Genomic DNA, 24,837 nt, shown 5'->3' with positions numbered 1-24,837 from the left:
AATGTCGCCCTGATGCAGGTCGACCTGGAGGACAACGTATAAAAAAGGCCGCCCATCGGGCGGCCTTCCTTCGAACGAAACCTACATCTTGGCCGGAGCGGAAACGCCCAGCAGGTCCAGCGTCTTGGCCAGCACGATGCGCGTGGCGTCCACGAGGGCAAGACGCGCGTTCGTCACAGCCTCCTCCTCGCCGATGACGTGGCAGTTCGTGTAGAACGAATGGAACAGCGAGGCCAGATCCTGAGCGTAGTGCGTCAAACGGAACGCCGCGCGGTCGCGAGCCGCCTGAGCCACGAGCGGGCCGAAGTCGTCCATCTTGCGCATCAGCGCCAGCTCGGACTCGTGCGTGAGCGGCGAGAGGTCCACGTTCGCCGGGATCACCTTCGAGGCCAAATCGTCCATCGACATGTCGCCGTTCGCGGCCGCTTCGGCATCGGCCGGGTCGGCCGCCTTGCGCAGGATCGAGCAGATGCGCGCGTGCGCGTACTGCACGTAGTACACCGGGTTCGACGCGTCCTTCTTCTTCGCCACCTCGATGTCGAAGTCGATGGGCTGGTCGGAGGACTTCGCCAGCATGAGGTAGCGGGTGGCGTCCACGCCCACCTCGTCGATGAGCTCCTCGAACGTGATCATCTCGCCCGTGCGCTTCGACATGCGCACGGCCTCGCCGTCGCGGAACAGGTTCACCAGCTGGCCGAGCATGATCTCGAGCGCGCCGGGCCAGCCCCACGCGGCCAGCATGGCCTCGCAGCGGGCGATGTAGCCGTGGTGGTCGGCGCCCCAGATGTTGATGAGGTGGTCGAAGCCGCGCTCCATCTTGTTGTAGTGGTACGCCACGTCGCTCATGAAGTACGTCATCTCGCCGTTGGCCTTGATGAGCACGCGATCCTTCTCGTCGTCGAACGCGCTGGACCTGAACCAGGTGGCGCCGTCCTCGACGTAGATGTAGCCCTTCTCGTCCATGGCCTTGAGGCTGCGGTCCACCGCGCTCAAGCCGTCCTCATCGGGCACGTACAGCGAGCGCTCGGAGAACCAGCATCCGAAGGTGGTGCCGAACCGCTCGGTGACGCGGTGCTGCTCGGCCAACTCGTAGGCATAGGCGCGCTCGCGGAAGTTCTCCATGCGCTCCTTCGGGTCGGCATCGAGCCACTTGTCGCCGTCCTCATCGATGATGGTCTGCGCGATATCCTTCACGTAAGAGCCTGCATAGCACGCCTCGGGCATCTCCACGTCGCGGCCCAGCAGCTGCTGGTAGCGCACGGCCACCGACTCGCCGAAGTTGTCCATCTGCGTGCCGGCATCGTTGATGTAGAACTCTTCGAACACGTCGTAGCCCGCATGGCGCATGACGCGCGCCGTGGCATCGCCCAGCGCGGCCCAGCGGCCATGGCCCACGTGCAAGGGGCCGGTGGGGTTCGCCGAGATGTACTCCAGGTTGATCTTGCGCTCGCCCTCGGGAATCTCGCCCTTGCCGAAGTCGTCCTTCTCGGCGCGAGCCGCCGCCACAACGCCCTGCAGGACGGCGTTCGCCAGACGAATGTTGATGAAGCCGGGGCCGGCGATGTCGACGGAAGCGATCATGTCGTTCTCGGGCAGGTGGTCGACGATGATCTGAGCGATCTCGCGAGGGTTCTTCTTGGCAAGCTTTGCCGAACGCATGGCGACGGTGGACGCCCAGTCGCCGTTGCTCTCGTCGCGCGGGCGCTCGAGAGCCGCCTCGGGAGCCTGCTCGAGCGTGAGCGTTCCGTCCTCGCACGCGGCCGCGACGGCCGCGTCGATCAGCTGTTCAAGTTGTTCGCGAATTTGCATGGTACGCATCTTTCCTTAGCGGATGGGTCTTTCGTTTACACGTCTCACGATTCTACCATGTTCCCGAGCGTTTGGGGCACGCAGCCCCCACGCGTTTCACTCGAACGCCCGTTATGCAGAAAACATACACACGACCTCGGATAATCTCCGTTTCGTTGCGCACATATGGTACAGTGACCCAGCAACCGACGAGAGAAAGGACCGGCATGGAATTGCGATTCGAGCATGGGAACTTCGATGACGCGCGCATCGTACGCACACGCGTGTTCATGGAGGAACAGGGTTTCCAGGACGAGTTCGACGACATCGACGACGATCCGCGCACCATCCACGTAACGCTTTACGACGCAAACGCCCTTGTCGGCTGCGCACGCACCTTCCCCGATCCCGACCGCCCCGATCAGCCGGGTCGCTGGGTGTTCGGCCGCCTGGCCGTGCTTCCCGAGGCGCGCCGCGGCGGCTTCGGGGCCGCGCTGCTGGCCGAGTCCGAGCGCCTGGCGCGCGAGGCCGGCGCGACCGAAATGCACCTGCACGCCCAATGCCGCGTCACGCCGTTCTACGAGCGTATGGGCTACGCGCAGTACGGCCCCGTCGAGCTGGACGAGCACGTCGAGCACATCTGGATGGAGAAGCTCCTGGGTGAGGCAGGGGGACGGGGCTAATGTCTCATTCCGCAAGCATACCGCATCCGTATCGACAAGGAATGAGACATTAGCCCCGTCCCCCTGCCTCACCCCCCCCCCGTCTCATTCCCGCACGCGAAAAAGGATCCCCCGCCGAAGCAGGGGATCCTCGAAACGCGTCGGTTCATTGCGGCTATGCCGCGGGTTGCACGCTTACGCGGTGCCCGGGATAACCATCATCGCAACCGTCAAGATGATCACGCAGGCGACGCCCAGCACCACGAACAGCTTGCCGCCGAACTTCAGCCACGTGGAGTATTCCACCTTGGCCAGCGCCAAACCGCCCATGATAGCACCGCTCGTCGGGGTGAACAGGTTCACCAGGCCGTTGCCGGCGCTGAAGATCATGATCATGACGTCGGTCGAGAAGCCCAGCGAGTTCGCCAGCGGGCCCATGATGGGCATGGACACCGTGGCCATGCCGGACGACGACGGGATCAAGAACGACAGCACGATGTACAGCAAGAACGACATCGGCGCGAAGATGACCGCCGACAAACCGTTCAGAGCGTTCGCCGCGTTGTTCAGGATCCACATGTCGAGACCGGTCTCGCCCATAAGCACGGTGATAGAACGAGCCATGGCGATGATCAGCACGACGCTCATCATATCGGCGGTGCCGTTGATGAATGCCTTGACGAAACGGCTCTCGGACACGCCGCCCACGATACCGATGATGATAGCCATGATGAGGAACCAGGTGGAAGCCTCATCGAAGTACCATTGACCCAACGGCAGACCCGTCAGGAACGCGGACCAACCCTGGGAGATCTCTTCTTCGGCCGTGACCGTGCCGGTCACATCGCCGTCGAACGTAATCTCGCCACCAACCTTCTTGTCGGTCCAAGCCGCGGAGATGTCGTCGCCGCTAACCTGCGTGGTGACCTCTTCCGTCGCCGCACCGGCATCGAACACCTCGACGCCGAAGTCGCCCCAAGGGATGAAGCCGACGATCATGACTACGAACGTCAGGGCGAACACGATGAGCGTCCACTTCTGACGACCCGTCATAAGCTTCTCGTTCGGGTTCGCCTCAGCGGTTTCAGCTTCCTGCTGAGCCTCGCCGAACTCGGCCTTCATGGTTTCCTGTTCCTGCAAGGACAGGATGGTGGAACCCTTGTTGGCCTTAACCTTCTTCGCGTAGCGCATGACGAAGACGATGGAGATCGCCAGCGTCACGAGCCACAGCACCACGCCCAGCAGGATGATGGTGCCCTGGTTGATCACGATGCCGGAAGAGCTCAAAGAGTCCACGGCAGCACCGACGGCAAACGGGTTGACCGTCGAACCGAGCACGCCGCAACCAGCACCCAACAGCACGACCGCGGCACCGACAACGCTGTCGAAGCCTGCGGCGACCATGGTGGCCGCGAGCAGCAGGTAGAACGGAACCGTTTCCTCGCACATACCGTACGTCGTACCGCCGATGGAGAAGATGAACATCAGAATGGGAATGAGGATGAGCTCATTGCCCTTGAGCTTCTTCACCAGCGCTGCGATACCGGCGTCCAGCGCGCCCGTTTCCGTGACGATACCCAGGAAACCGCCCAGGATCAACACGAACAGACAAACAGGCAGGGCGTCGGTAAAGCCCTTGACGGGAGCCGTGGCCACATTGGCGACCGTGGCGCCTTGGACCCCTTCCACACCGGCCAGCGACATCACTACCGTGACCAGCGCCAGCACGATCAGGATGATCAGCAGGATGGTAAACGATGATATAGATCGCTTTTTCTTGCTCTTTTCTTTTGCTTTCTCGGTCATAACAACCCCTCCTAATTATGAGGATCGAGTCGGATATTTTGGCGAACGAGAAATTTTCAAGCGGATCAGTGGAAGCGTAACCGCAGACCGCTGTACCCCTGTTGCGGTGGCATGCGCCGAAACGCATGCCACCGCCCATCGTGCGGAAGCTGGGGGAAGCCTTCCGCTCACACGCAAAAAGCTTTACGCCGTGATGACGGTGCCCGTCTTGCCTTCGATACCGGCAGCGGCGCACTCGAGCGACGTGATGAGAGCCTTGCCCTCGGGGAACGCGCGCACGTACTCGATGCACGCCTCCACCTTCGGGAGCATGGAGCCGGGGGCGAACTGGCCCTGGGCGATGAACTCCTCAGCCTCGGCAATGGTCATCGTGTCGATCTCGGCCTGGTCGGGCTTGCCGAAGTTCACGCAAACCTTCTCGACAGCCGTCAGGATGACCAGCATGTCGGCACCGAAGTCGGCGGCCAGCTTGGCCGACGAGCGGTCCTTGTCGATGACCGCCGGGACGCCCTCGTACAGGCCGTCCTTCTCGAACACCGGCACGCCGCCGCCGCCCGTGGACACGACCACGTAACCGCCGTCCATGAGATCCTTGACCGCGTCGAACTCGACGATGCGCACCGGCTTCGGCGAGGCGACGACCTGGCGCCAGCCGCGGCCCGCGTCCTCCTTGAACGTCCAGCCCGTCTCCTCGGCCTTGGCCTTGGCCTCTTCCTCGGTGAGGAAGGCGCCGACCGGCTTCGTGGGGTTCTGGAACGCCGGATCCTCGGGATCCACGACCGTCTGGGTCACGACGCACGCCGTAGAACGGTTGATGCCGCGATGCTTCAGGTCGTTCAGGATCGCCTGGGACAGCTGGTAGCCGATGTAGCCCTGGCTCATGGCGCCGGCCTCGGGGAACGGCATCTCCGGGGTCTTGCCGTCGTTGGCGGACGCGTACGCGAACGCGTTGTTGATCATGCCGACCTGGGGGCCGTTTCCGTGGGAGACCACGACGTTGATGCCCTCTTCGACCATGTCGACGATGTTCTTCGCCGTCGCCTTCACGAGCTCGAGCTGCTCCTGGGGCGTGTTGCCCAGAGCGTTGCCGCCGAGCGCGATGACGACCGACTTACCTTCACCCTTCTGATAAGGCATGTTTGTTCACCTAGTCTTTCTGAGTTAGGAGAGCGTCGCGTACATGACGGCCTTGATGGTGTGCATGCGGTTCTCGGCCTCGTCGAACACCTTGGACTGCTTGGACTCGAACACGCCGTCGGTGACTTCCATCTCCGTGACGCCGAAGCGCTCGGCGATGTCGGCACCGGTGGTGGTGTTGGTGTCGTGGAACGACGGCAGGCAGTGCAGGAAGATGGCGTCCTTGCTGGCCATGGCCATGACTTCCTCCGTCACGCGGTAGGGCTCGAGGAGCTTGATGCGCTCGGCCCACACCTCGTCGGGCTCGCCCATGGACACCCACACGTCGGTGTAGATGACGTCGGCGCCCGTGCAGGCATCCTTCACGTCTTCGGTCAGCTTGATCGTGCAGCCGTTCTCGGCGGCGATGGCCTCGCAGGTCTCCACGAGGTCGGCGGCCGGCATGTTCTCCTTGGGGCCGCAGGCGACGAAGTTCAGGCCCAGCTTGGCGCACACGACCATGAGCGAACGAGCCACGTTGTTGGCGGCATCGCCCATGAACACCAGCGTCTTGCCCTTGATGTCGTAGTTGAAGTTCTCCTGAACCGTCAGGATGTCAGCGAGCATCTGGGTGGGATGCCACTCGGTGGTCAGGCCGTTCCACACCGGCACGGAAGCGCCGGCAGCCAGCTCTTCCACGTCGGACTGCGCGAAGCCGCGGAATTCGATGCCGTCGTAGAAACGGTCGAGCACGCGGGCGGTGTCCTCGATGGACTCCTTCTTGCCCATCTGGGAGCTGCCCGGATCGAGGTAGGTCACGCCCATGCCGAGATCCATGGCGCCGACCTCGAACGCGCAGCGCGTGCGGGTGGACGTCTTCTGGAACAGCAGGACGATGTTCTTGCCCTCGAGGTAACGATGGGGGGTACCGGTCAATTTCAGGTTCTTGAATTCGCGGGACAACTTCAGCAGGTACTCGATTTCCTCGGTGGTGAAGTCGAGGAGGCGCAGGAAGTCGCGACCGCTCAGGCTAGTAGGCATAGATCATTCCTTTCAACGTTGCTTACAGAACAAAACAAAATACGCACCGGCGGATAGAGCCAAGTTTCCGTCCGCCCCTTTTCGAACGCCAGGGCCGCGTTGCACGGCCCCGGCAATCCGGAAAAGGCAAGGGTAGCTCTCATAGCACTCGTGCGCATGCAGCTGCGCACGAGCTTGGTACCTTAGTCCTCGCGCACAAGCGGCATGCTCATGCAGCGCGGGCCGCCACGGCCGCGGGACAGCTCGGCGGAGGGCATCTCGAGAACCTTGAGGCCCTTCTCCTTGAGCAGCGCGTTCGTCACGTCGTTGCGCTCGTACACCACGATGGTGCCCGGCGCGATGCACAGCGTGTTCGAGCCGTCGTTCCACTGCTCGCGCTCGGCCGCGATGCGGTCGCCGCCGCCGCAGGGGATGAGCTCCACGGGGTTGCCGACGTACTTCTCGAGGATGTCCTCGAGCTTGCCGCTCATCTCCTTGACCTTGATACCGTCGCCCTCGGCGGTGATCTCGAAGACGGTCAGCGGGCCCATGATGCCGGGATGGATGGTGAACTTGTCGACGTCGATCTGGGTGAACACCGTGTCGAGGTGCATCATCGCGCGGTTGTTCGGGATGTTGAACGCCAGGATGGTCTCGACCGGGCTGGTCTCGTCCTCGAAGATGTTCTTCGCGATGGCGTCGATGGCGTCGGGCTCAGTGCGCTGGGAAATGCCGATGGCCAGCACCTTGTCGTTGATGTTGAGGATGTCGCCGCCCTCGATGTGGAACGTGTTGTAGCGGCTGTAGTACTCGGGAACATCCGCGAAGTCCGGATGGTTTCCGAAGATGTACTCGGCGTAGATCGTCTCGCGGTTGCGCGTGACGGAGTACATGCGGTTGATGGACACGCCGTTGCCGATGGACGCGAACGGATCGCGGGTGAAGTACAGGTTCGGCATGGGGGCGATGACCATCTTGGAGGACTCGCTGACGAGATCGACCAGGGAGTTCGACTTGTCGGTGTGAAGCTCGGTGAGGTTGATGCCCTCCATCGTCTTCATGACCAGGTCGAGGTTATCGGGGTAGTTCTCCTGCATATAGTCGAAGATGATCTTCTGGTAGCGGTCGGTGCGGATACCGGCCTCTTCGATCCACTGCTTGAGGAACTTCTCGCGCAGTTCGGGTTTCTGATCGAGGACCTCGGCCATGAGCTTCTCGAGGTACACGACCTCCACGCCGTTGTCGCGCAGAATCTGCGCGAAAGCGTCGTGCTCCTCCTGAGCGACCTTCAGAAACGGGATGTCGTCGAACAGCAGCTCTTCGAGCGTGTTCGGCGTCAGGTTCAGAAGCTCTCGACCAGGGCGGTGGAGAAGAACTTTTTTCAAGGGCTTGATCTCGCTCTTGACGTTCAAACCAGCCATAGCAACCCTCCTTTTCCTTTATGCATTTTCCAGATTTTAGGCTTGCGGAAGCGCCCGTTGCGCACCGGGCGTCCGTTCACCTCGCCAAAATCTCATGGTTCGGATCAAATTGCAACCACAAAAACGAAACAAAACGGTACCCCTCGTCATACCTCGTGGTTTTTCGGCGAATGGTCATCACCTAGCCGAGTACTATTCACAGTTTCTTCATAGTTGCTTTATTGCGATAAAGTACTGAAGTGGTTGCTGAAGCTGGTTTTCAGGGCTGGAACGCCCCATCGACGGACGTTGGGAGTGCATATTTGATTAACTCGAATGCATAAACATTCAAAAAGATGCATTTAGGATGCAATCGCTTCGCCGCATGCCGATCGGATGCTGAGAGCACGAGGTGCCCCGAGCCGATACTCTTGCAGCTTTCGAGCGCAAAACGCCAGATATATGGCTAATTTTCAGCCATCGCTCCCCCGCCGGTGCGCTCTACGCATCCATCGGTTGCAGAAGGGAGTTTTACGGTATAATACCGGTGCTCGCTGAAACGCGCCCGTGGCTCAATGGATAGAGCAACGGACTTCTAATCCGTCGGTTGCAGGTTCGAGTCCTGCCGGGCGCGCCATCTTCTGCTTGCGTCGGCGCTTCGTTCGTACCTGCCTTTTTTGGCAATTTGAATAAAATTTAATTATTATCTCAAACTTTTTTCTAAAATACAATAGGAAGTTCTAAGTTAGTCACAAGGCGATGACGGACAGCTCTGTTTTCGGACGCAGGATGCGGCGTTGTCAACCGATTGGCAACATCCTTCGCAAGCTAACTCGATCTTCTTATTCGATGGCGTACTATTGAAAGCTCTATAACCTCCTAGCTCATGACTATTCTTAGATCGCACATCGAGAGGAGCTGCGCATGCCGTACATGGAGAACCATACGTTGTACTACAAGAAGCAGTGCCCGTTCTGTCAAAAGGTTCTACGCTTCATGGACGACAACAAGATCACGATGGACACGCGAGACACCTTGCAACCCGGCAACCAGAACGACCTCGTTCGCATCGGGGGAAAGAAGCAGGTTCCCTGCCTCGTCATCAACGGCAAGCCCCTCTACGAATCAGACGACATCATCGCCTACCTGCGCTCGACGAACGCTTAGCGCCGCTTTCATAGCACCTGCGCCATCGACCGTCCGCACTCGCTGCGGGCGGTTTTTTTCATGCCGCAGGCTCAAACGCGGCGAAGTTGCGCTGCCCGCCTGTCCAAATACGCGATGAGATCCTCCTCGCGAGGGCCCAGGGTGTGCGCCTTGAGGTGGGAAACGCCGAACCCCCAGGTGAAACCCTGCGCCGGAACGACCGTCACGGCATCGCTACCGCTGAAGACCTCGAGCGAGGCGAGGTGCGGCAGCGTGAATCCGATGCCCTCGCCCCGCAGGACGAACTCGTAGATCCAAAATATCTCGGAGTATTTCACGATCTCGGGCGGATGAACGCCCTCGCGCTCGAACCGTGCCAAGAGATCGCGATAGCATTTGAAGTCGTCTCCGGGTATGGCCAGGCGCCGTTGCGCCAAATCCTCCGGCTCCAGCACGCCGCGCGCGCTGAGCGGGTCGTCGCTGCGCACCCAGTAGCTCACGGGCGAGGAATACAGCTCGTGGGAGTGGAAATCGTCGACCGGAGACGTCACGGTCAACGCGAGGTCGTACAGGCCATCGCGCAGCACCGACTCGCACATGGCATCGGGCATTTCGTTCAGCGTGATGGACACGTCGGGATGCTGCCCGAGGAACTCGTCGAGGAAGCCCGAACCCAAAAGGCCGGGCACGCCCAGCGAGCAGGCGATGCGCAGCTCCACGTAGCCGCTCGACGATATGCGCTCGAACGCGCTGGCCAGCAGGTTGCGCTCGGCGCGCATGCGCTTGGCATACTCGTACAGCTCGTCGGCGTAGGGCGTGGCGCGGCGCGTACCGTCCTCGTCCACCGCGAAAAGCGGCACGCCCAACTCGCGCTCGAGGTTGCGGATCGCCTTCGCGAAGCCTTGCGGCGACATAGGCACCTTGCCCGCGGCGGCACTGAAACTGGGCGAATCGTATGCCAGCATGAAGTAGTCGTACTTGTCCTGCATCATCGCATGTCCCTCCCGCCTCCTTGCGCGGAAAGGGCTCCCTCTCCTGCTCCGCGCCGCCCATTGTACTACGGCGCACGGCTCGATTCGGCCTTTTCGCCATGCTTGAAACTAAATGTTTCAGCTGCAAACAATGAGCTACACGTCAAGCTATTGCACAGAATATCCATGAGAATCTACAGTAGAGTCAGGCCGCAGGAGGGCGGCCGCTAACCACTTCCTCGCATGGGAGGAAGGCAAGGAGGAGCATCATGAGCGCATCTACCAACAACCTGAGCAGGCGTTCCTTTCTCGCAGGCGCCGGCATCCTGACCGCGGGATTCGCCGGTGCTGCGCTGACGGGCTGCGGGCCGCAGCAGACCAAGGAGGGCGCGGCCGACGCTCCGGCAGAGGGCGCCGAAACGAGCGCCGCAGCAGGCAACGCAGCCGACGACGCCATCTGGAGCATCCCCGAGCTGGGCGAGCCGAAGGAGACCGTGCAGGCCGACGTATGCATCGTCGGCGCGGGCGGCACGGGCACCGCGGCGGCCATCCAGGCCATCGACCTGGGCCTCAAGCCCGTCGTCATCGAGCGTTTGAGCGGCTACGGCGGTTCGTTCATCGGCACCGAGGGCATGACCGGCCTCGAAACGCACTTCACCGAGGCCGACGGCGGCGTGAAGTTCGCCGGCGCCTACAGCCCCGACGCCCCCTACGGCGTGAAGAACGCCATCAACACCTGCCTGAACTACCACCACTGGATCCCCCAGCACAAGCTGTACGAGAACTTCTTCGGCCAGACGTCCGAGACCATCGACTGGCTGGAGGGCCACGGCATCCAGTTCGAGGGCAACATCTCCATCGGCGTGGGCCCGAAGGTGTGGCACGTCTACGACAAGGGCGACAACGCCAGCCCCGGCGGCTACTTCATGCAGTGCTTCGGCGCCGAGGCCGAGAAGCTGGGCGTGCAGGCGTACTTCAACACGTTCGGCCGCAAGCTCGTCGTGGAAGACGGCAAGGTGAAAGGCGTGCTGGCTGAGAAGGAGAACGGCGACGTGCTGAAGGTGGAGGCGCCCGTCGTGATGATCGCCACGGGCGGCTACGCCAACAACTCCGAGTTCCTCTACGCCGTGTCCGAGACGAAGAACGCCAACATCCAGGCGCTCGGCATGGACTGCCGCGCAGGCGACGGCATCAAGATGGCGAAGGATGCGGGCGCCGAGATGGCCGAGGGGCTGGGCACGGTCATGTGGTGCGGCCCGGTGACCATCGGCGCCGTGACGGCCACGTGGACCACCGACGCGTACTCCGCCGGCGTGCAACCAACGCTATGGCTCAACGAGAGCGGCTCGCGCTTCTGCAAGGAAGACCTGTGGCTCGACGACTTCGCCGGCGCGGGCATCTGCGTGCGCAACCAGGAGAAGACGTTCGCGCTGTTCACCGAGGCCGACATGCTGCGCTGGGAGACGGACGGCCCCGACGGCCAGGTGTTCTCGTTCGGCACGCCGGGCACGCCGTTGGCCAAGGCGCGCGAGGTGCTGGAGAAGGCCGAGGGCTGCCATGTGGGCGACACGTTGGAGGACGTGTGCAAGGAAGTCGGGCTCGACGTCGCCGCGGTGAAGGCCACGCTCGAGCAGTACAACGGCTACTGCGACGTGGCCGTCGGCTTGGACGGCGACGACACGAGCGCCGACGAGGAGTTCGGCAAGCGCGCGAAGTACCTGCACAAGATGGACGCGGGCCCCTACTGGCTGTGCGAGACGGCCGACGGCTTCTACACCACGTGCGGCGGCATCAAGGTGAACGAGAAGACCCAGGTGCTGGACAAGGACGGCCAGGTCATCGTCGGCCTGTACGCCGGCGGATCGGACGCGGGCGGCCTGTACGGCGACTCCTACGACGTGAAGTTCGCCCCCGGCTCCCAGGCGGCGTGGGCCGTCAACTCAGGCCGCCTGGCCATGAAGGACGCAGCCGAGCTGCTGGCTTAGCCGTCCGCCCCCGCTCTTTCCGGCTTGCGCATCCGCCCCCTCCCTAGATCGCAAGCAGAAGCCCCGGCCCGCAATCGCGAGCCGGGGCTTCGTTTTCGACGGGCGCGCGGCGACGCGACGCCGAACGGGCGGTAACGATGCGCAATCAAGTCGGGCGCGGCGCCGACCGGCAAAGAAAAGGCCGTGCACACTGGGTGCACGGCCTGCGAATTCGTGGAGCGGGTGACGGGAATCGAACCCGCGTCATGAGCTTGGAAGGCTCAGGTTCTACCATTGAACCACACCCGCGTTTTGCGCGGCGACTATTGTACCGCAAGTTCGCCCGATGCGAGCGAAATTATCCGAGAAGAACCACGAGGTGCCCATGACCTCCCCTTTGGACGACTACAACCGCAAGCGCAACTTCGACCGGACGGCCGAGCCGCCCGGCACCGCAGCGCCGCGCGACGACGGCACCGCCGGCGGGCGCGACGGGCGTTTGCGCTTCGCGGTGCAGCACCATCTGGCCTCGCGCGACCACTACGACCTGCGCCTCGAATGGAACGGGACGCTGCTGAGCTGGGCCGTTCCCAAAGGTCCTTCGTACAACCCCCGCGATAAGAGGCTGGCCGTTCGCGTGGAGGACCATCCGCTGGACTACCGCACCTTCGAGGGCACCATCCCGCAGGGAGAATACGGCGGCGGCACCGTCATGCTGTGGGACGAAGGCTGGTGGGAGCCGCTCGTGGACGTGGAGCGGGGGTTGCGCGAGGGCGACCTGAAATTCGTGCTGCACGGGCATCGCCTGAAAGGGGCCTGAGTGCTCGTGCATATGAAGCCGAAGAAGGGCGAGCGCGACGTGAACTGGCTGCTCATCAAAGAGAAGGACGACTACGTGCAGGACGAGGCGGGCATCGCGAGTTTCGACACGTCCGAGCAAACCGGGCGCACCATGGACGAGATCGCGCGCGGGGAAGACGAGGCGTTCGCCGCGAACCCCTTCGATCACGTGGACGTCGAGCTGGCCAAGCTGGTGAGCACGGCGCCGCCCGGCGACGGCTGGCTGTTCGAGGTGAAGTACGACGGCTACCGCATCGTCGCGTACGTCGAAGGCGGGCGGGCGCGCCTCGTCACGCGCAACGGCAACGACTACACCGACCGCTTCCCCGCCATCGCGCGCTCCTTGGAAGACTGGGCGGCGGGACGCGCGATGGTGCTCGACGGCGAGCTCGTGGTAACCGACGAGGCCGGAAAAACCGATTTCCAGGCGCTGCAGAACTTCCTGCGCGACCCTTCGGGCAAGCATCCCGCCTACGTGGCGTTCGACCTGATGGCGTTCGAAGGAGACGATATGCGCGACCGGCCGCTCGCCGAGCGCAAGGAGCTGCTGGAGTCGCTGATGAGCGACGCGCCCGACGACCTGCGCTACAGCGTGCACGTGCGCGGCAACGGCGCGGACAGCTTCCGCGCCGCCTGCGAGCAGCATCTCGAAGGCGTGGTGGGCAAGCGGGCCGATTCGCCGTACCGCGGCGTTCGCAACGGAGACTGGATCAAACTGAAATGCGGAAACGAGCAGGAGTTCGTCGTCGGAGGATACACGCAGTCCGCCAAGCGCGTGCGCGGGATCAGCTCGCTCTTGCTGGGGCAGTACGAGGGCGGCCGGCTCGCGTACGTCGGACGCGTGGGCTCGGGATTGAGCGAAGCGGCCTCACGCGAGCTGATGGCCGCGTTCGAAGGCCTCGAGCGACCGGACGCGCCTTTCGCCGACGCGCCGAAGCCGCGCTCGGGCGAGCGCGTCGTATGGCTGGATCCTCAGGTGATCGTGCAGGTGAAGTTCGCCGAGTGGACCGAGGACGGCCTGCTGCGACACCCCAGCTACCAGGGCATCCGCACCGACAAAGACCCACACGACTTGCAACGGGAACCCGCATCGGAACCTGACGAGCAAACCCCCGACCGATTGGAGCGCCCCATGAATTCCGACAACGAGAAGAACGGCGAGCTGCGCATCGACGGCGTTCGCATCACGAACCCCGGAAAGCTGTTGTTCGAAGACCCACCCATCACGAAGGAGGACGTGGTGCGCTACTACGCCAGCATGGCCGACCGCATGCTGCCCTACGCGTCCGGCCGCATCCTCAGCATCGTGCGATGCCCGCGCGGCGCGGATTCGGCCTGCTTCTTCAAGAAGCATCCCGGGCCTTCCACCCCGGGCGTGCGCACCGTGGACATCCCCACGAGCAGCGGCGACGAGGAGCCGTACTTCTACGTGGAGGATGCCGTCGGGCTCGTGTCGGAAGCGCAGATGGACACGTTGGAGTTCCATCTCTGGGGCAGCCGGGTGGACACGCTCGAACAGCCCGACATGATGGTGTTCGACCTCGACCCCGACAAGGGGCTCGGCCTCGAGCAGGTGCGGCGCGGCGTGCGCGACCTGAAGGGCATCCTCGACGAGCTGGGGCTGAAGTCGTTTCTCAAGACGAGCGGCGGCAAGGGCTACCATGTGGTGCTGCCGTTTCAGCCGGCAGCTTCCTGGGACGCGTTCCACGACTTCGCGCGGCGCATCGCCCAGGTGATGGCCGAGAAGTGGCCCGACCGCTACACGAGCAACGTGCGCCTGGCGAAGCGCACCGGCAAGGTGTTCATCGACTGGATGCGCAACGGGCGCGGCGCCACGAGCATCGCCCCGTACTCCCTGCGCGCCCGCAGCGGCGCGCGCGTGTCGATGCCGCTCAGCTGGGAAGAGCTGGACGAGGCGGCGCCCGACGCCTTCACGATGGACGACGCGCTCGCGCGCATCGAGGGCGACGACCCGTGGGACGGCTACTTCGACGTCGACCAGGCGCTCGAGTAGCGAGGGGCTACACGCGCAGCGAGCCGCTGGAAAAGCCGTTATCGAACGGGCACCAAGCTACATCGACCCGAGGCTCCATTCGAGGCTGCCGAGTACCCATGCGATGCCTTACCGAACCCGTCTGCGTTTTCCATCCATTCTCATCAGTCAAGCGAAGTTCTTCTAAGTGCCCTTATTTGTTCTAGAGTGTAAGGTTTCCCCGCTTTTCTATGCACCATTTTGTGACAGTTGGGACATAGCGGGACAAGATCCTTAATCGGATCTATCTCGCGTTCCCCTTTCGATAGGCTCAATGGTTCGAGATGATGCACCTCGATTACTCCCGAGAATTCTTCCCCGAACTCCTTGCCAAAGTCTATGCCACAAATTGAGCATTTGCATCCATAGTGTCGCAAGCACGCTCTTCGCGCTTGCGGTGATCTTTCGTAAGCTACGGATCTCCTCTCCACCATCCTCCCTTCGCGATGGCGAACCCCTTTGTCGTAGTCTTCGATCTCATCCTCGATGCGTTCGACCTGCCTCTTTTTGGAGACATTCCTACCGCATGCGCTGCCACTTACCTTCGCCTCCCGCAAGATTGCACGCACGCCCATTTCAGCCGCCACTGCCTCAAAACGAGAAACATCATCGACGCCCGCTCGAAGGTAATAACATGGACGATAAGAATCGAGATAGTACAGCAAATTGCAGAGCGCTAATTCCACAAATCTCGAAGCATTTAGTCTGGAAGTCGCATTTACAAGCCCTTTCGAATAGAACCCCTTTGGAAACAACCATTTCGAGCTGTGATACCAAGGCAAAGAGTAGCTCAACCGGTCCGACTCGCTCCTATGGCACTCTTCTATTTTTTGAAGAAACCGGTAGTTCCATCCTCGCCAATGCTCGGGCAGCTTGCCCAAAAACTGCTCCGCAGTGGCGATCAGCGCAATAGAAGCGAATGCTTTTTCGTCTAGATTGTTCTCCATAAGCAAATTCAAAGTTTCCAAAGAAGCCTTGGGTGCTTGCGCAACATGGGCAGTATATTTCCCAAAGCTATAACTGATCGTACGCTTTTTGGGTTTTACGGGTTCTGCCAATTTGGCCACAGGAAGCCAATCGAAGCCCTGACAAGGCTCTACCCCCTCCTCCGCAAACGACTCCAAAATGACAATCTCTTTGAATGAAAGATCTGCTCCCTTTTCATAAGACGACTCATTCCAAAGATCGATCAAATTCGACCAAGATAGTTCGAAAGATGACGACTGCTGCATTCTTGGCTCCTTTTCCTCTCCGTGAAGTATTATAAAGACAGTCAGAGACAATGTTTCGTTTGAGAGGGTAACCATGTACTATGTCGCGCTGTTTGAGCACACCGAATATGGCAATGCTTTATCCGACGAAAAAGAAGCTCGCGATGATGGAGTTGCCATCTTTCAAGCAATCGTCAAGGCGAAAGACATAGATACTGCCGAGAAGAAGTTTCGGGAAATGCTGTTGCAGCTGCGCAATAACTCCGATATCTTTTACGATGTCGATGAGATATTCCTTCACTCAATCGCCGAGATAGGCTCCTTCCCTAACCATGCGATCCCTCTTCAATGGATAAGCTTTCGCCTTTTCGGGAGCAATCATGCTTCATTATCTACCATCTTGAGCGACGAAAATAATTCATGTATCAATTATTACGACTTCGAAAGCGACGAAGATGACGATCAGCCTGATTTAGTAAAGCCCTTTATTGATTTCGAGAAAGAAAGACGACCCAACGACCCTTTGTACAAAAGCTTATTGCGACGAAAAAACCGCGGTGAGGAACTAAGCCTAGCCGACCTTTCCGACGGTGACCTTTACACGCTTTTCGTCATCGAAGATCATCTCAATAGCGAGATCGCTTCCTTGTTCAATGCAAATCCATCCACCGTAGCATCAAGACGAAAAAGAATCGGTGCAACCATGGACGAGGCTGTAGAACACAAAATGCTGAACGATCCCGATTTTATTGAATACGCCACGAAGCTAATAGAAAACATAAACGAATAGCACTGAAGGCGATACAGACGGGCATTCGCCGAAGATTGCGGATTACCCCCCCCCGAGGCACTTAAGGTGGCAGGATTCCAACCACCTTAATACGTCTTTCGCCCTCGACATGATTGATTGATAGTGAATTTTATAAAACTTGTAGAATTTACTACCACATGCTACCATCAACCATATGGAAGACTTCGTCAACATACTCGAACGAGCCTTCGGCTCGGGCCGCCCTATCCTCCTCGACGAGATACGGGGAGCATTCCCCGGCATGTCCGAGGCAACGCTCTACCGCCGCCTCCGCAACGCCGTGGCCTCTTCGAGGCTGGCAAAGCCCCGCAAGGGCGTCTATTACATCCCCATTGAAACGCGATTCGGCCCGTCTACGCTTAGCGATGCGAAGATACTCGAAAAGAAGTACCTGACGGACGGCTGCGAAGTATACGGCTATGTCACCGGTCTGGCCCTCGAAAACCAGATCGGCATCTCGAACCAGGTTCCCGGCACGCTCGAGATCGTCACCAACCGCGAGTCCACCCGATCGCGCAGGATCGAGCCGTACGGAGGCTACCGCGAGATCACCCTGCGCCGTCCCAAGATCCCCGTGAACGCTGGCAACGTCGAGGCGCTGCAGCTGCTCGACATCTTGACCTACGCGCCCGTCAACCGTCTCGCCCCAGACGAGCTCGCACGGCTCAAGGAGTTCGCCTCGAAGGTGGACAGGCAAAAGGTGGTAGAATGCGCGAAACGCTATCCGGGTAAAACAGCCTTGAGGCTCCTCGAAAGCGAGGCGAACGGTGTACTTGCATGAAAACCAGAAAGAATGGGACGAGCTCGTCGCAAGAGCCGCGAAGCGCTACGCTCTCGCTGAAGCGTTCGTCATCAAGGACTACTTCATATTCTTGGCGCTGAAACTCATCACGCAAGAGTATCCGGAGATCGTGTTCAAAGGAGGCACCTGCCTCTCGAAATGCCACAACGCCATCGCGCGGTTCTCGGAAGACGTCGACCTCGGCCTGGAGGTCGAGCACGCGACCGAAGGGCAGCGCAAGCGCATGAAGCTCGCGGTCACGCGCGCTGCAGAAAAGATGGGGCTCGCCGTCTCCAACCTTGACGAAACCCGAAGCCGGCGCGAGTTCAACAAGTACCTCGTACCGCTTCCAACGATCGCTGGCGGATTCGGCAACGACGCTCTGATAATCGAGACGGCGGTCATGACCCCGGCATCCCCGGCGGTCACAAAGGCCGTCGACAGCTACCTGTACCGCCTTTGTATTGACGAAGGCTTTCACGATGTCGTCTCAGAGTACGGACTCGAACCGTTCGAGCTCTTGGCGAACTCCATCGAACGAACCTTCGTCGATAAAATATTCGCACTGTGCGACTACTACCTGGCAGGCCCGATCCCGCCTCGGCAATCGAGGCATATCTACGACCTCAACAAGCTCTCATCCGTCGTGTCCTTCGACGAAACCCTCGCTGTCCTTTTCGATAAGGTGCGCCTGCAGCGCAAGAGTTCGCATGGATGCTTCTCCGCACAAGACGACGTGGATATCCCGTCCGTCCTGGAAGCAATGATAAAAGAAGATGCGTACCGCGACGATTACGAGAACGTAACCGCGCACTTGCTATTCGAAGCCGTACCCTATGAGGCGGCAGCAAGATCTATTCTGTTGATCGCTGAGTTCGCACGTACTATCAGCGTACATTGAGCAACCCAATAATGTAGCCAGAAACGCTTGCGAGATCGACCCGTCACCTTATGCAGCAAATCGATTCCCAGAATCCAACGTTGAGCCGACACATAACCCGCCAGGATCGGTGCAGCGGTATGCCGATATTGGCTTAGCAGCGGATCTTGGAATAAAAGAAAGATGGTCGGGATGACAGGATTCGAACCTGCGACATCCTGCTCCCAAAGCAGGCGCGCTACCAAACTGCGCCACATCCCGACGCAAAACAGCACAAGCCAGTATACCAGAAGTCTCGCGAACGCGAAGCAGGGCGAAAGGCTACTTCTCCAGCTTCGCGCGCAGCTCACGGAGGGCGTTGCCGCGATGGGACACGGCGTTCTTCTCCTCGGGCAAAGCCTCGGCCAGGGTGCGGCCGTCTTCGAACACGTCGGGAAGGAATAGCGGGTCGTACCCGAAGCCGTGATCGCCGCGCTCCTCGCGGCCGATGCGTCCCTCTATCGTGCCGCGCGCGACCGTCTCGGCGCCGTCTTCGTCGATGAACACGAGCGTGCACACGAAGCGACCCGTGCGCTTCTCGTCGGGTACGTCGGCCAATTCAGCAAGCAGCTTGGCGTTGTTCGCCGCGTCGTCGCACGGCTCGCCCGCGTAGCGCGCCGAGTGCACGCCGGGCGCACCGTCCAGCGCGTCCACGGCAAGCCCCGAGTCGTCCGCGAGCACGGCCAAGCCGCCGCTGGCCGCACGAGCGGCCTGCGCCTTGATGCGCGCGTTGCCTTCGAACGTATCGGCGTCCTCGGCCGGGTCGGAGTCCAGCCCCAGCTGGCGCAGCGTGCGGAACTCCCAACCGGGAAACGCAAGCGCCGTGGCTATCTCCTCAGCCTTGTGCGCGTTGTTGCTGGCGATGACGATAGTCTTCATACGGTGAAGCTCCTTCTCCTTGAACGGTTGCGTTACGAGGGGAACGCGACGCGTCCGACCCGGTCGATGTCGGTGCGGAACACGCGCGCGCCGAAGCTGCGGAATTCCTCCACGTCCTCCCCCGTCGTGTAGAAGTCGTAGCTCGGCTCGTGATCTTCCGAGGCCAGCGCGCCGCGGCGCGAAAGGATATGCGCCACGTCGTGAGCCGCCTCCTGCGCCGACGAGATCAGCGTGACCTCGCGTCCCACCACGCCGCCGATAAGCGCCTTGAGCAGCGGGAAGTGCGTGCACCCCAGCACGAGCGTGTCGATGTCGCAGCGGCGCAGCGGCTCAAGGTACTCGCGGGCGATCTCCTGGAACGCGGGACGGATGTACACGGTGGACACGAGGGAGGTGAAATCCTCGATGGGGCCCTCGGCCATGCGCAGGCCCTGCTCGGCTATCTCCACGAAACGCGGCGTGGCCGTGGAGAACACGGTAATGCCGGCGTCGAGGTGGCGGATTGCCTTGGTGTAGGCGTCCGACTCCACCGTGGCCTTCGTGGCGATCACGCCCACGCGGCGGTTCTTCGTGGCATGGGCCGCGGCGCGGGCGCCCGGCTCCACCACGCCGATGACCGGCACGGGAAACGTCCGCTGCGCATGCGCCAGGCCGGCCGCCGTGGCCGTGTTGCACGCGATGACGACGAGCTTCACCCCGCGCTCGACCAGCCACGCGCCGATCTGCTGCACGAAGCCGTCGACCTCGTCCAAGCTGCGCGGCCCGTAGGGGCAGCGTGCCGAATCTCCCAGGTAGACGATGGATTCGCGCGGCAGCTCCTTGGCGATCTCGCGCGCCACGGTAAGGCCGCCGAACCCCGAGTCGAACACGCCGATGGGCGCGTTGTCGAAGCGCGGCGCATCCGCGCCTTCGAGCGGCTCTATCGTTGTCTCGTTGGTATCCATCGCCCCAGTATACCGCAGGGTTCGTTCGTTGTTTGCAATCGATACCGGCCGGTCATAGTTTCTGCTAACCTGGTTCACGAGCGAAAGAAGCAAGACGAGAAACGAGGCGAGGCTCATGAAAGTTCTGCTGGTCAACGGGAGTCCGAACGAGAAGCGCTGCACCTACACCGCGCTGTCCGAAGTAGCCGGCGCGCTGGAAGCGCAAGGCGTCGACACCGAGATCGCCTGGATCGGGCGCGACCCCGTTCGCGGCTGCCTGGGCTGCGGCGGTTGCTCCAAGCGCGGCGACAACCGCTGCATCTTCGACGACGACGTGGCGAACGGGCTCATCGAGAAGGCAGTGGAAGCCGACGGCCTCGTCGTCGGCACGCCGGTGTTCTACGCGGGAGCGAACGGCGCCCTGCTGGCCGTGCTCGACCGCCTGTTCTACGCCGCCTCGGCACGGCTGCGCTTCAAGCCCGCTGCCGCCGTCGCCTCCGCGCGCCGCGCCGGCACTACGCCCGCCATCGACCAGATCAACAAGTATTTCCAGATCAACTGCATGCCGGTGGTATCGTCCAACTACTGGCCCATGGTGCACGGCCGAAGCGTCGAAGACGTACGGCAGGATGCCGAGGGTCTGCAGATCATGCGCGTGCTGGGCACGAACATGGCCTGGATGTTGCAGGCGACGTCCGCTGTGCCTGCGCCGAACGTCGAGCAGAAGATCATGACGAGCTTCATCCGCTAGCGCGAACGCGAGAAAGCCATGTCCAAAGAACACGACCGCAAGACGAACGCCATGCGCGTGCTCGATGCGGCGGGAACGCCGTACGAAGCGCGCTTCTTCGACTGCCCCGAGGCCGTCTCGGGCGTGGAAGTGGCGCGCATACTGGAACTCGATCCGGACACCGTGTTCAAGACGCTGGTCACGCGCGGCAAATCGGGCGAGCATTACGTGTTCATGATCCCCGTAGCCTGCGAGCTGGATCTCAAGAAGGCGGCAAACGTCGTGAACGAAAAAGCCGTGGCGATGATCCGCTCGCGCGAGCTGCTGCCCTTGACCGGCTACGTACACGGGGGCTGCTCGCCTCTCGGCATGAAAAAGGCCTTCCCCACCGCCATCGACGAGACATGCCAGCTGCATGAGCGCATCGCATTCTCGGGCGGCCGCATCGGATGCCAGATCGAGATGACGCCTGACGACCTGGCGCGCGCGGTGCCCCTCGCCGTGGCCGATCTCACCGTGGTGTGAAAACGCCTGAACGCTAATCATTCCTATTCGCGACGAAAAACGGGCCCGCTCGATGCGGGCCCGTTGCGTAGGATCGGAGCGCTGCTTTACCAGTGCGACACAACCGTGTCGCCCGACGACAGCATGCCGTAGAGCTCGGCTGCCTTCGACGGCGGCAGGTTCACGCAGCCATGGCTGCCTACGCCGTCGGCGTACAGCGTTCCGCCAAACGCAGGCTGCCAATCGGCGTCGTGGAACCCAATGTAGTTGCCAACGAACGGCATCCAGTACTGCACCTCGGTCTCGTAGATCTTCTCGTTGCCGTTGTAGCCGATTAACTTCGACGGACTCTGCTTGGCGTTCACCATGTAGACGCCCGTCGGCGTGTCGTGCTCGCCGTCAGGCTTGCCGGTGATGATGTCGGACTCCCAGATAACGGCACCCGACGCGTCGTACAAGCGCGCATGCTGCTCGGACAGGTCGACGTCCATGTAACGAGCGCCCCAATCCCGGCTGCCCGCGCCGTTGTACGCGTCGCCCGTCTGCGTGCACGGGATGTCCACCGTGTTCGCGGCGCCGTTCGCCACGCCGTCCTTCACCAAGGCGAGCAGGGCGTCCTTGTCCACTTCCCACCCGTACGTGCCGCCGGCCACCGTGACCACCTTGCCGTCAGACCGTGTGTAGGTGCGCTGCGTGCCGACGGTGTTGCAGGCGGCCGCCAGCTCGTCGACCCAAGCCGTCAGCGCGCCTTCATCGAGCGTGACCGCCAGCTCGTCGTCGAGCGAAACCCATTGGGAGATCAGGCTCGCGTCCACGGTTCCGGCGACTGTACCGGCCATGAGCAGCTCAAGATCGGCTTTGATCATGGTGTTCGCCGAGTCAGCTGCAGAAGTGAGCTTCGGATCGGTGGACAGCACCGTCGGCTTCAGCAGCTGTTCGGAAGTGAGCTTCACGTGCGGATCGAGATCGGCCACCGCTTCATCGGCGGCTTTGATCACCGCGTCGGCATCGAGCGCCGTGCCCACGGCTTCGGGCTTGATGACGAAGGAGGCCTGCGCATCGTCGAAGCCGATCGTCGCGTTCACAGGCTGCGCAGCTCCTTCGTTGAACGCTGCGACCGCAGAACGGATTACGTCTTCCAGACCGGTGCCGTTGTACGTGGCCACGAGCTTGGCCGTCTCGTCGTGGTCTTTCTGCAGTTCGAACGGCCATGCCCACGGGTTCATGTCGGAAAGCATGTCGCGTACTACCTTGCCCTCGTCGATGGACAGGCCCGCATCGCTGGCCGTGAGCTTGAGCGAGAATCCCTGGCCGTCGATGGACAAGGCATAGTCCTTGATGGAATCGACCAGCACTTTCTCGGCATCTCCCGCGCTCATGAGCGACACGTTGATGTCGCCGATGTTCGAATTCGGCATGAAGCGGTCGGTGAAGTACAACGCTACGCCCGCATACGCGATCAGAAGCAGTGCAATGATCGCGCCGAACGTTATGCCGAGGATCTTCAAGGGCTTGCGCTTGCGCTCGACGGCGAACGCCTGAGCCGTATCGACCGGGCGCATGGGATCGAGCGGCTTGAACACCTGGTCGGTTGCATAGCGCATCGGAGGCTCCTGCCCCGAGGCGGGTCGCGACGGCGAAGCGGTCGGCGGCATGGCGGCCGTAGGCTGCACGGGAGGGACGACGGGTTTCGGTCGCGTTTGCGGAAGAGGCCCGCTGCTCGCGCCATCGTTGCGATGAGCGCCGGCGGCGTGACGACCGCGCGACGGCTTGTCAGACTTGTTTTCGCTCATAATCACTCTCAAACGTCTCGGTCTTCCGTCCATTGTAGCAAGTCGGGGGTAATTCTCCTGTAACAAAACGGTTCGCTTTCCGACCGGGCTGCGATTGTCACAATTTCGACATGGGGCGTGCACGAGGCGTCCGCAAGCTCCACCGCGATGCCGCAGCCATCGCTTCGTTCACGGCCTCACGATCATCCTTGACAAACGCCGGCCTGCGGATAGAATAGATGTTCGCGGCAAAGCCGCGGGAACATTGACAAGGTGGGCCTTCGACCCCGCACTTCTTCTGGGGGCGACTGGTTTCGACATGGTACGTTTGAAATGAGGAGCAGGTCGTGGTCTCCTCGCCACGTTAAACAGGGGTACCGTCAATTTAATTGGCAAGAACAACACTCAGAGCGCTCCGGCGCTCGCCATGGCTGCTTAATAGCGCCTGGCTGTCGGCCTTGGGACTTCCCCGCCCCTCGGTCCGGCATCAACCTAGGGGAATGCGCTTGAGCACGTAGCCGGTATGGCTCAGGCAAAGATCGAACCGGCTAGGGTGCGTCTCGCTTGTCCGCGGGCCGGCCGCATCCGAATCCCGACCACGGACTAAGCTTGTAGAGCCTCATGGAGAAGGTAGTATGGACCGGAGTTCGATTCTCCGCGCCTCCACCACTGACGACAGGAGCCCCGTCGGCGCGCAGCCGGCGGGGCTCCTTTGCGTTTCCTAGGCTGCGTCAGGCTACTTCTTCAAAAAAGACGTGAAGTCGAGCGCGCTCTTGATGTCGTCGAAGGCGCCCTTGAGCTCGGCCGCCACGGCGATGCCGTCCTTGTAGATGGCGTTCATATCGTTCGTGGCCTCGGCCACACCTTCCTTCGTGATGCCCAGATCGTAGGGGTTGTCCTCTTCTTCGGCTTCTTCCTCGTCCTCTTCGACGTAGTAGTACTCCGCCTCTTCGCCGTCCTCCATGAGCACGAAGCCGATGACGTCGCCGTCCTCGTCCTCGATGTAGCGCACGATGTCGTCATCGTCGAGCTCGAGCTCCACCAGTTCGTAGCCGTCGTCCTCGGCGCTCGGCTCGATGATGACCACGTCCTGCACGTCGTCGTCTTGGCCGTCCTCCAGCTCTTCGAGGGCGTTCGCCTCGTCGACCTCAGGCACGGAGCCGGCGGTCGCGTCGCCGTCCTCGTTCAGCGCATCGGCATCGTAGCTGTCGAGCGAGCCGTTCTCGTAGAGCTGCGCCTCCTCGTCGGCCTCGTCGCCGTCGACGATATGGAAGCCCTCCTCGGACAGGTCGATGCCCGCCGCCTGCGACGCGACGGCCGCCAGGCCCCCGTCCTCGCCGTCGAGCGACGTCTCGCCCTCTCCGTCGGGGCCTTCCTCGGCGAAGAAGCCCTCGTAGGCTTCCTCGAGGTCGGTCTCGTCGTCGGAAGGATCGAACTCCTCGTCGTTTTGGAACTCTTCGACGTCCTCGAGTTCGGTCTCCTGGTCGATCTGCTCGGCTTCCGTCTCGGCGCCGTCCTCGATGGTTTCCAGTTCCTCGTCCAAGCCCATGATGGCCTCCTTC

The 24,837-nt window shown here is 61.6% G+C and carries 21 protein-coding genes, 3 tRNA genes and 1 other RNA gene; 12 read left to right on the top strand and 13 right to left on the bottom strand.

Annotation, left to right across the window (positions count from 1 at the left end):
* Positions 1–81: 81 nt before the first annotated feature.
* Entirely contained in the window at positions 82–1,809 is a 1,728-nt protein-coding gene (gene argS / locus HMPREF1023_RS00655; protein ID WP_009608287.1) for an arginine--tRNA ligase, read from the bottom strand.
* A gap of 206 nt (positions 1,810–2,015) precedes the next feature.
* Between argS and HMPREF1023_RS00650 the strand changes: the two genes are divergently transcribed.
* A complete protein-coding gene (locus HMPREF1023_RS00650) occupies positions 2,016–2,471 on the top strand; it encodes a GNAT family N-acetyltransferase (protein WP_009304191.1) in 456 nt (151 codons plus the stop codon).
* Positions 2,472–2,645: 174 nt separating this feature from the next.
* Here the strand turns inward: HMPREF1023_RS00650 and HMPREF1023_RS00645 are convergent, their stop codons facing one another.
* The 4 genes from HMPREF1023_RS00645 to arcA all read right to left on the bottom strand — a co-directional run bounded on the left by HMPREF1023_RS00645 (position 2,646) and on the right by arcA (position 7,813).
* Positions 2,646–4,256: a YfcC family protein gene (locus HMPREF1023_RS00645; protein WP_009304190.1), complete on the bottom strand. Its 1,611-nt coding sequence runs from the start codon at positions 4,254–4,256 to the stop codon at positions 2,646–2,648.
* Between the two features lie 183 nt (positions 4,257–4,439).
* Complete coding sequence (arcC, locus tag HMPREF1023_RS00640) at positions 4,440–5,393, bottom strand: carbamate kinase (RefSeq protein WP_009304189.1); 954 nt, start codon at positions 5,391–5,393, stop codon at positions 4,440–4,442.
* 24 nt (positions 5,394–5,417) lie between these two features.
* Entirely contained in the window at positions 5,418–6,413 is a 996-nt protein-coding gene (argF, locus tag HMPREF1023_RS00635; RefSeq protein WP_009304188.1) for an ornithine carbamoyltransferase, read from the bottom strand.
* 182 nt (positions 6,414–6,595) lie between these two features.
* Entirely contained in the window at positions 6,596–7,813 is a 1,218-nt protein-coding gene (gene arcA / locus HMPREF1023_RS00630) for an arginine deiminase (RefSeq protein ID WP_009304187.1), read from the bottom strand.
* 540 nt (positions 7,814–8,353) lie between these two features.
* Here arcA and HMPREF1023_RS00625 point away from each other — a divergent pair.
* Positions 8,354–8,429, top strand: a tRNA-Arg gene (locus tag HMPREF1023_RS00625).
* Positions 8,430–8,716: 287 nt separating this feature from the next.
* Positions 8,717–8,959, top strand: coding sequence for a glutathione S-transferase N-terminal domain-containing protein (locus HMPREF1023_RS00620; protein WP_009304186.1), 243 nt, complete (start codon positions 8,717–8,719; stop codon positions 8,957–8,959).
* Between the two features lie 71 nt (positions 8,960–9,030).
* On the opposite strand, the gene HMPREF1023_RS00615 is transcribed toward HMPREF1023_RS00620, so the two are convergent.
* Positions 9,031–9,930, bottom strand: a complete 900-nt coding sequence (locus HMPREF1023_RS00615) for a LysR family transcriptional regulator (RefSeq protein WP_009304185.1) — start codon at positions 9,928–9,930, stop codon at positions 9,031–9,033.
* A 248-nt stretch (positions 9,931–10,178) separates the two neighbouring features.
* On the opposite strand from HMPREF1023_RS00615, the gene HMPREF1023_RS00610 reads away from it, so the two are divergent.
* Positions 10,179–11,894: an FAD-binding protein gene (locus HMPREF1023_RS00610; RefSeq protein ID WP_009304184.1), complete on the top strand. Its 1,716-nt coding sequence runs from the start codon at positions 10,179–10,181 to the stop codon at positions 11,892–11,894.
* A gap of 214 nt (positions 11,895–12,108) precedes the next feature.
* Here the strand turns inward: HMPREF1023_RS00610 and HMPREF1023_RS00605 are convergent.
* Positions 12,109–12,182 (bottom strand) — tRNA-Gly (locus HMPREF1023_RS00605).
* 37 nt (positions 12,183–12,219) lie between these two features.
* Here HMPREF1023_RS00605 and HMPREF1023_RS15830 point away from each other — a divergent pair.
* Both HMPREF1023_RS15830 and ligD read left to right on the top strand, forming a co-directional pair.
* Positions 12,220–12,693: a DNA polymerase ligase N-terminal domain-containing protein gene (locus tag HMPREF1023_RS15830; RefSeq protein WP_009304183.1), complete on the top strand. Its 474-nt coding sequence runs from the start codon at positions 12,220–12,222 to the stop codon at positions 12,691–12,693.
* On the top strand, positions 12,694–14,727 hold the full coding sequence (gene ligD, locus HMPREF1023_RS00600) for a DNA ligase D (RefSeq protein WP_009304182.1): 2,034 nt from the start codon (positions 12,694–12,696) through the stop codon (positions 14,725–14,727).
* Between the two features lie 143 nt (positions 14,728–14,870).
* On the opposite strand, the gene HMPREF1023_RS15065 is transcribed toward ligD, so the two are convergent.
* Complete coding sequence (locus HMPREF1023_RS15065; RefSeq protein WP_009608288.1) at positions 14,871–15,977, bottom strand: HNH endonuclease; 1,107 nt, start codon at positions 15,975–15,977, stop codon at positions 14,871–14,873.
* 73 nt (positions 15,978–16,050) lie between these two features.
* Between HMPREF1023_RS15065 and HMPREF1023_RS00595 the strand changes: the two genes are divergently transcribed.
* From HMPREF1023_RS00595 to HMPREF1023_RS00585, 3 genes are all read left to right on the top strand, one after another.
* On the top strand, positions 16,051–16,746 hold the full coding sequence (locus HMPREF1023_RS00595; protein WP_009304180.1) for a hypothetical protein: 696 nt from the start codon (positions 16,051–16,053) through the stop codon (positions 16,744–16,746).
* A 262-nt stretch (positions 16,747–17,008) separates the two neighbouring features.
* Entirely contained in the window at positions 17,009–17,548 is a 540-nt protein-coding gene (locus HMPREF1023_RS00590) for a hypothetical protein (protein WP_227101028.1), read from the top strand.
* The gene (locus tag HMPREF1023_RS00585) at positions 17,535–18,449 is read left to right on the top strand and encodes a nucleotidyl transferase AbiEii/AbiGii toxin family protein (RefSeq protein ID WP_009608266.1); all 915 of its coding nucleotides are present in this window, start codon (positions 17,535–17,537) and stop codon (positions 18,447–18,449) included. Before HMPREF1023_RS00590 ends, HMPREF1023_RS00585 begins: the two co-directional genes overlap by 14 nt.
* Positions 18,450–18,612: 163 nt before the next feature.
* Here the strand turns inward: HMPREF1023_RS00585 and HMPREF1023_RS00580 are convergent.
* The 3 genes from HMPREF1023_RS00580 to murI all read right to left on the bottom strand — a co-directional run bounded on the left by HMPREF1023_RS00580 (position 18,613) and on the right by murI (position 20,290).
* Positions 18,613–18,689, bottom strand: a tRNA-Pro gene (locus HMPREF1023_RS00580).
* Between the two features lie 60 nt (positions 18,690–18,749).
* A complete protein-coding gene (rdgB, locus tag HMPREF1023_RS00575) occupies positions 18,750–19,346 on the bottom strand; it encodes an RdgB/HAM1 family non-canonical purine NTP pyrophosphatase (RefSeq protein WP_009304177.1) in 597 nt (198 codons plus the stop codon).
* A gap of 32 nt (positions 19,347–19,378) precedes the next feature.
* On the bottom strand, positions 19,379–20,290 hold the full coding sequence (murI, locus tag HMPREF1023_RS00570) for a glutamate racemase (protein WP_009304176.1): 912 nt from the start codon (positions 20,288–20,290) through the stop codon (positions 19,379–19,381).
* Positions 20,291–20,405: 115 nt separating this feature from the next.
* On the opposite strand from murI, the gene HMPREF1023_RS00565 reads away from it, so the two are divergent.
* Both HMPREF1023_RS00565 and ybaK read left to right on the top strand, forming a co-directional pair.
* Complete coding sequence (locus tag HMPREF1023_RS00565) at positions 20,406–21,020, top strand: flavodoxin family protein (protein WP_009304175.1); 615 nt, start codon at positions 20,406–20,408, stop codon at positions 21,018–21,020.
* A gap of 18 nt (positions 21,021–21,038) precedes the next feature.
* The gene (gene ybaK, locus HMPREF1023_RS00560; protein ID WP_009304174.1) at positions 21,039–21,524 is read left to right on the top strand and encodes a Cys-tRNA(Pro) deacylase; all 486 of its coding nucleotides are present in this window, start codon (positions 21,039–21,041) and stop codon (positions 21,522–21,524) included.
* Positions 21,525–21,610: 86 nt separating this feature from the next.
* Here ybaK and HMPREF1023_RS00555 read toward each other — a convergent pair whose 3' ends face one another.
* A complete protein-coding gene (locus HMPREF1023_RS00555; RefSeq protein ID WP_009304173.1) occupies positions 21,611–23,107 on the bottom strand; it encodes a L,D-transpeptidase family protein in 1,497 nt (498 codons plus the stop codon).
* Between the two features lie 468 nt (positions 23,108–23,575).
* On the opposite strand from HMPREF1023_RS00555, the gene ssrA reads away from it, so the two are divergent.
* Positions 23,576–23,944: a transfer-messenger RNA gene (gene ssrA, locus HMPREF1023_RS15060) on the top strand.
* A gap of 67 nt (positions 23,945–24,011) precedes the next feature.
* Here the strand turns inward: ssrA and HMPREF1023_RS00550 are convergent.
* Entirely contained in the window at positions 24,012–24,824 is an 813-nt protein-coding gene (locus HMPREF1023_RS00550; RefSeq protein ID WP_009304172.1) for a hypothetical protein, read from the bottom strand.
* Positions 24,825–24,837: the final 13 nt, after the last annotated feature.

The organism is Eggerthella sp. 1_3_56FAA (assembly GCF_000185625.1).
GTDB classification, from domain to species: Bacteria; Actinomycetota; Coriobacteriia; order Coriobacteriales; family Eggerthellaceae; genus Eggerthella; species Eggerthella lenta.
This window is presented reverse-complemented; position numbering and strand designations above follow the sequence as displayed.

What these genes read in the sequence shown, in the direction of transcription:
- arcC (WP_009304189.1), bottom strand. Translation starts at nt 5,393, where the DNA reads ATGCCTTATCAGAAGGGTGAAGGTAAGTCGGTCGTCATCGCGCTCGGC.
- HMPREF1023_RS00645 (WP_009304190.1), bottom strand. Translation starts at nt 4,256, where the DNA reads ATGACCGAGAAAGCAAAAGAAAAGAGCAAGAAAAAGCGATCTATATCA.
- arcA (WP_009304187.1), bottom strand. Translation starts at nt 7,813, where the DNA reads ATGGCTGGTTTGAACGTCAAGAGCGAGATCAAGCCCTTGAAAAAAGTT.
- murI (WP_009304176.1), bottom strand. Translation starts at nt 20,290, where the DNA reads ATGGATACCAACGAGACAACGATAGAGCCGCTCGAAGGCGCGGATGCG.
- HMPREF1023_RS00565 (WP_009304175.1), top strand. Translation starts at nt 20,406, where the DNA reads ATGAAAGTTCTGCTGGTCAACGGGAGTCCGAACGAGAAGCGCTGCACC.
- HMPREF1023_RS00550 (WP_009304172.1), bottom strand. Translation starts at nt 24,824, where the DNA reads ATGGGCTTGGACGAGGAACTGGAAACCATCGAGGACGGCGCCGAGACG.
- HMPREF1023_RS15065 (WP_009608288.1), bottom strand. Translation starts at nt 15,977, where the DNA reads ATGCAGCAGTCGTCATCTTTCGAACTATCTTGGTCGAATTTGATCGAT.
- HMPREF1023_RS00610 (WP_009304184.1), top strand. Translation starts at nt 10,179, where the DNA reads ATGAGCGCATCTACCAACAACCTGAGCAGGCGTTCCTTTCTCGCAGGC.
- HMPREF1023_RS00620 (WP_009304186.1), top strand. Translation starts at nt 8,717, where the DNA reads ATGCCGTACATGGAGAACCATACGTTGTACTACAAGAAGCAGTGCCCG.
- argS (WP_009608287.1), bottom strand. Translation starts at nt 1,809, where the DNA reads ATGCAAATTCGCGAACAACTTGAACAGCTGATCGACGCGGCCGTCGCG.
- HMPREF1023_RS00590 (WP_227101028.1), top strand. Translation starts at nt 17,009, where the DNA reads ATGTCCGAGGCAACGCTCTACCGCCGCCTCCGCAACGCCGTGGCCTCT.
- rdgB (WP_009304177.1), bottom strand. Translation starts at nt 19,346, where the DNA reads ATGAAGACTATCGTCATCGCCAGCAACAACGCGCACAAGGCTGAGGAG.
- HMPREF1023_RS00595 (WP_009304180.1), top strand. Translation starts at nt 16,051, where the DNA reads ATGTACTATGTCGCGCTGTTTGAGCACACCGAATATGGCAATGCTTTA.
- HMPREF1023_RS15830 (WP_009304183.1), top strand. Translation starts at nt 12,220, where the DNA reads ATGCGAGCGAAATTATCCGAGAAGAACCACGAGGTGCCCATGACCTCC.
- HMPREF1023_RS00615 (WP_009304185.1), bottom strand. Translation starts at nt 9,930, where the DNA reads ATGATGCAGGACAAGTACGACTACTTCATGCTGGCATACGATTCGCCC.
- HMPREF1023_RS00650 (WP_009304191.1), top strand. Translation starts at nt 2,016, where the DNA reads ATGGAATTGCGATTCGAGCATGGGAACTTCGATGACGCGCGCATCGTA.
- ybaK (WP_009304174.1), top strand. Translation starts at nt 21,039, where the DNA reads ATGTCCAAAGAACACGACCGCAAGACGAACGCCATGCGCGTGCTCGAT.
- HMPREF1023_RS00555 (WP_009304173.1), bottom strand. Translation starts at nt 23,107, where the DNA reads ATGCGCTATGCAACCGACCAGGTGTTCAAGCCGCTCGATCCCATGCGC.
- argF (WP_009304188.1), bottom strand. Translation starts at nt 6,413, where the DNA reads ATGCCTACTAGCCTGAGCGGTCGCGACTTCCTGCGCCTCCTCGACTTC.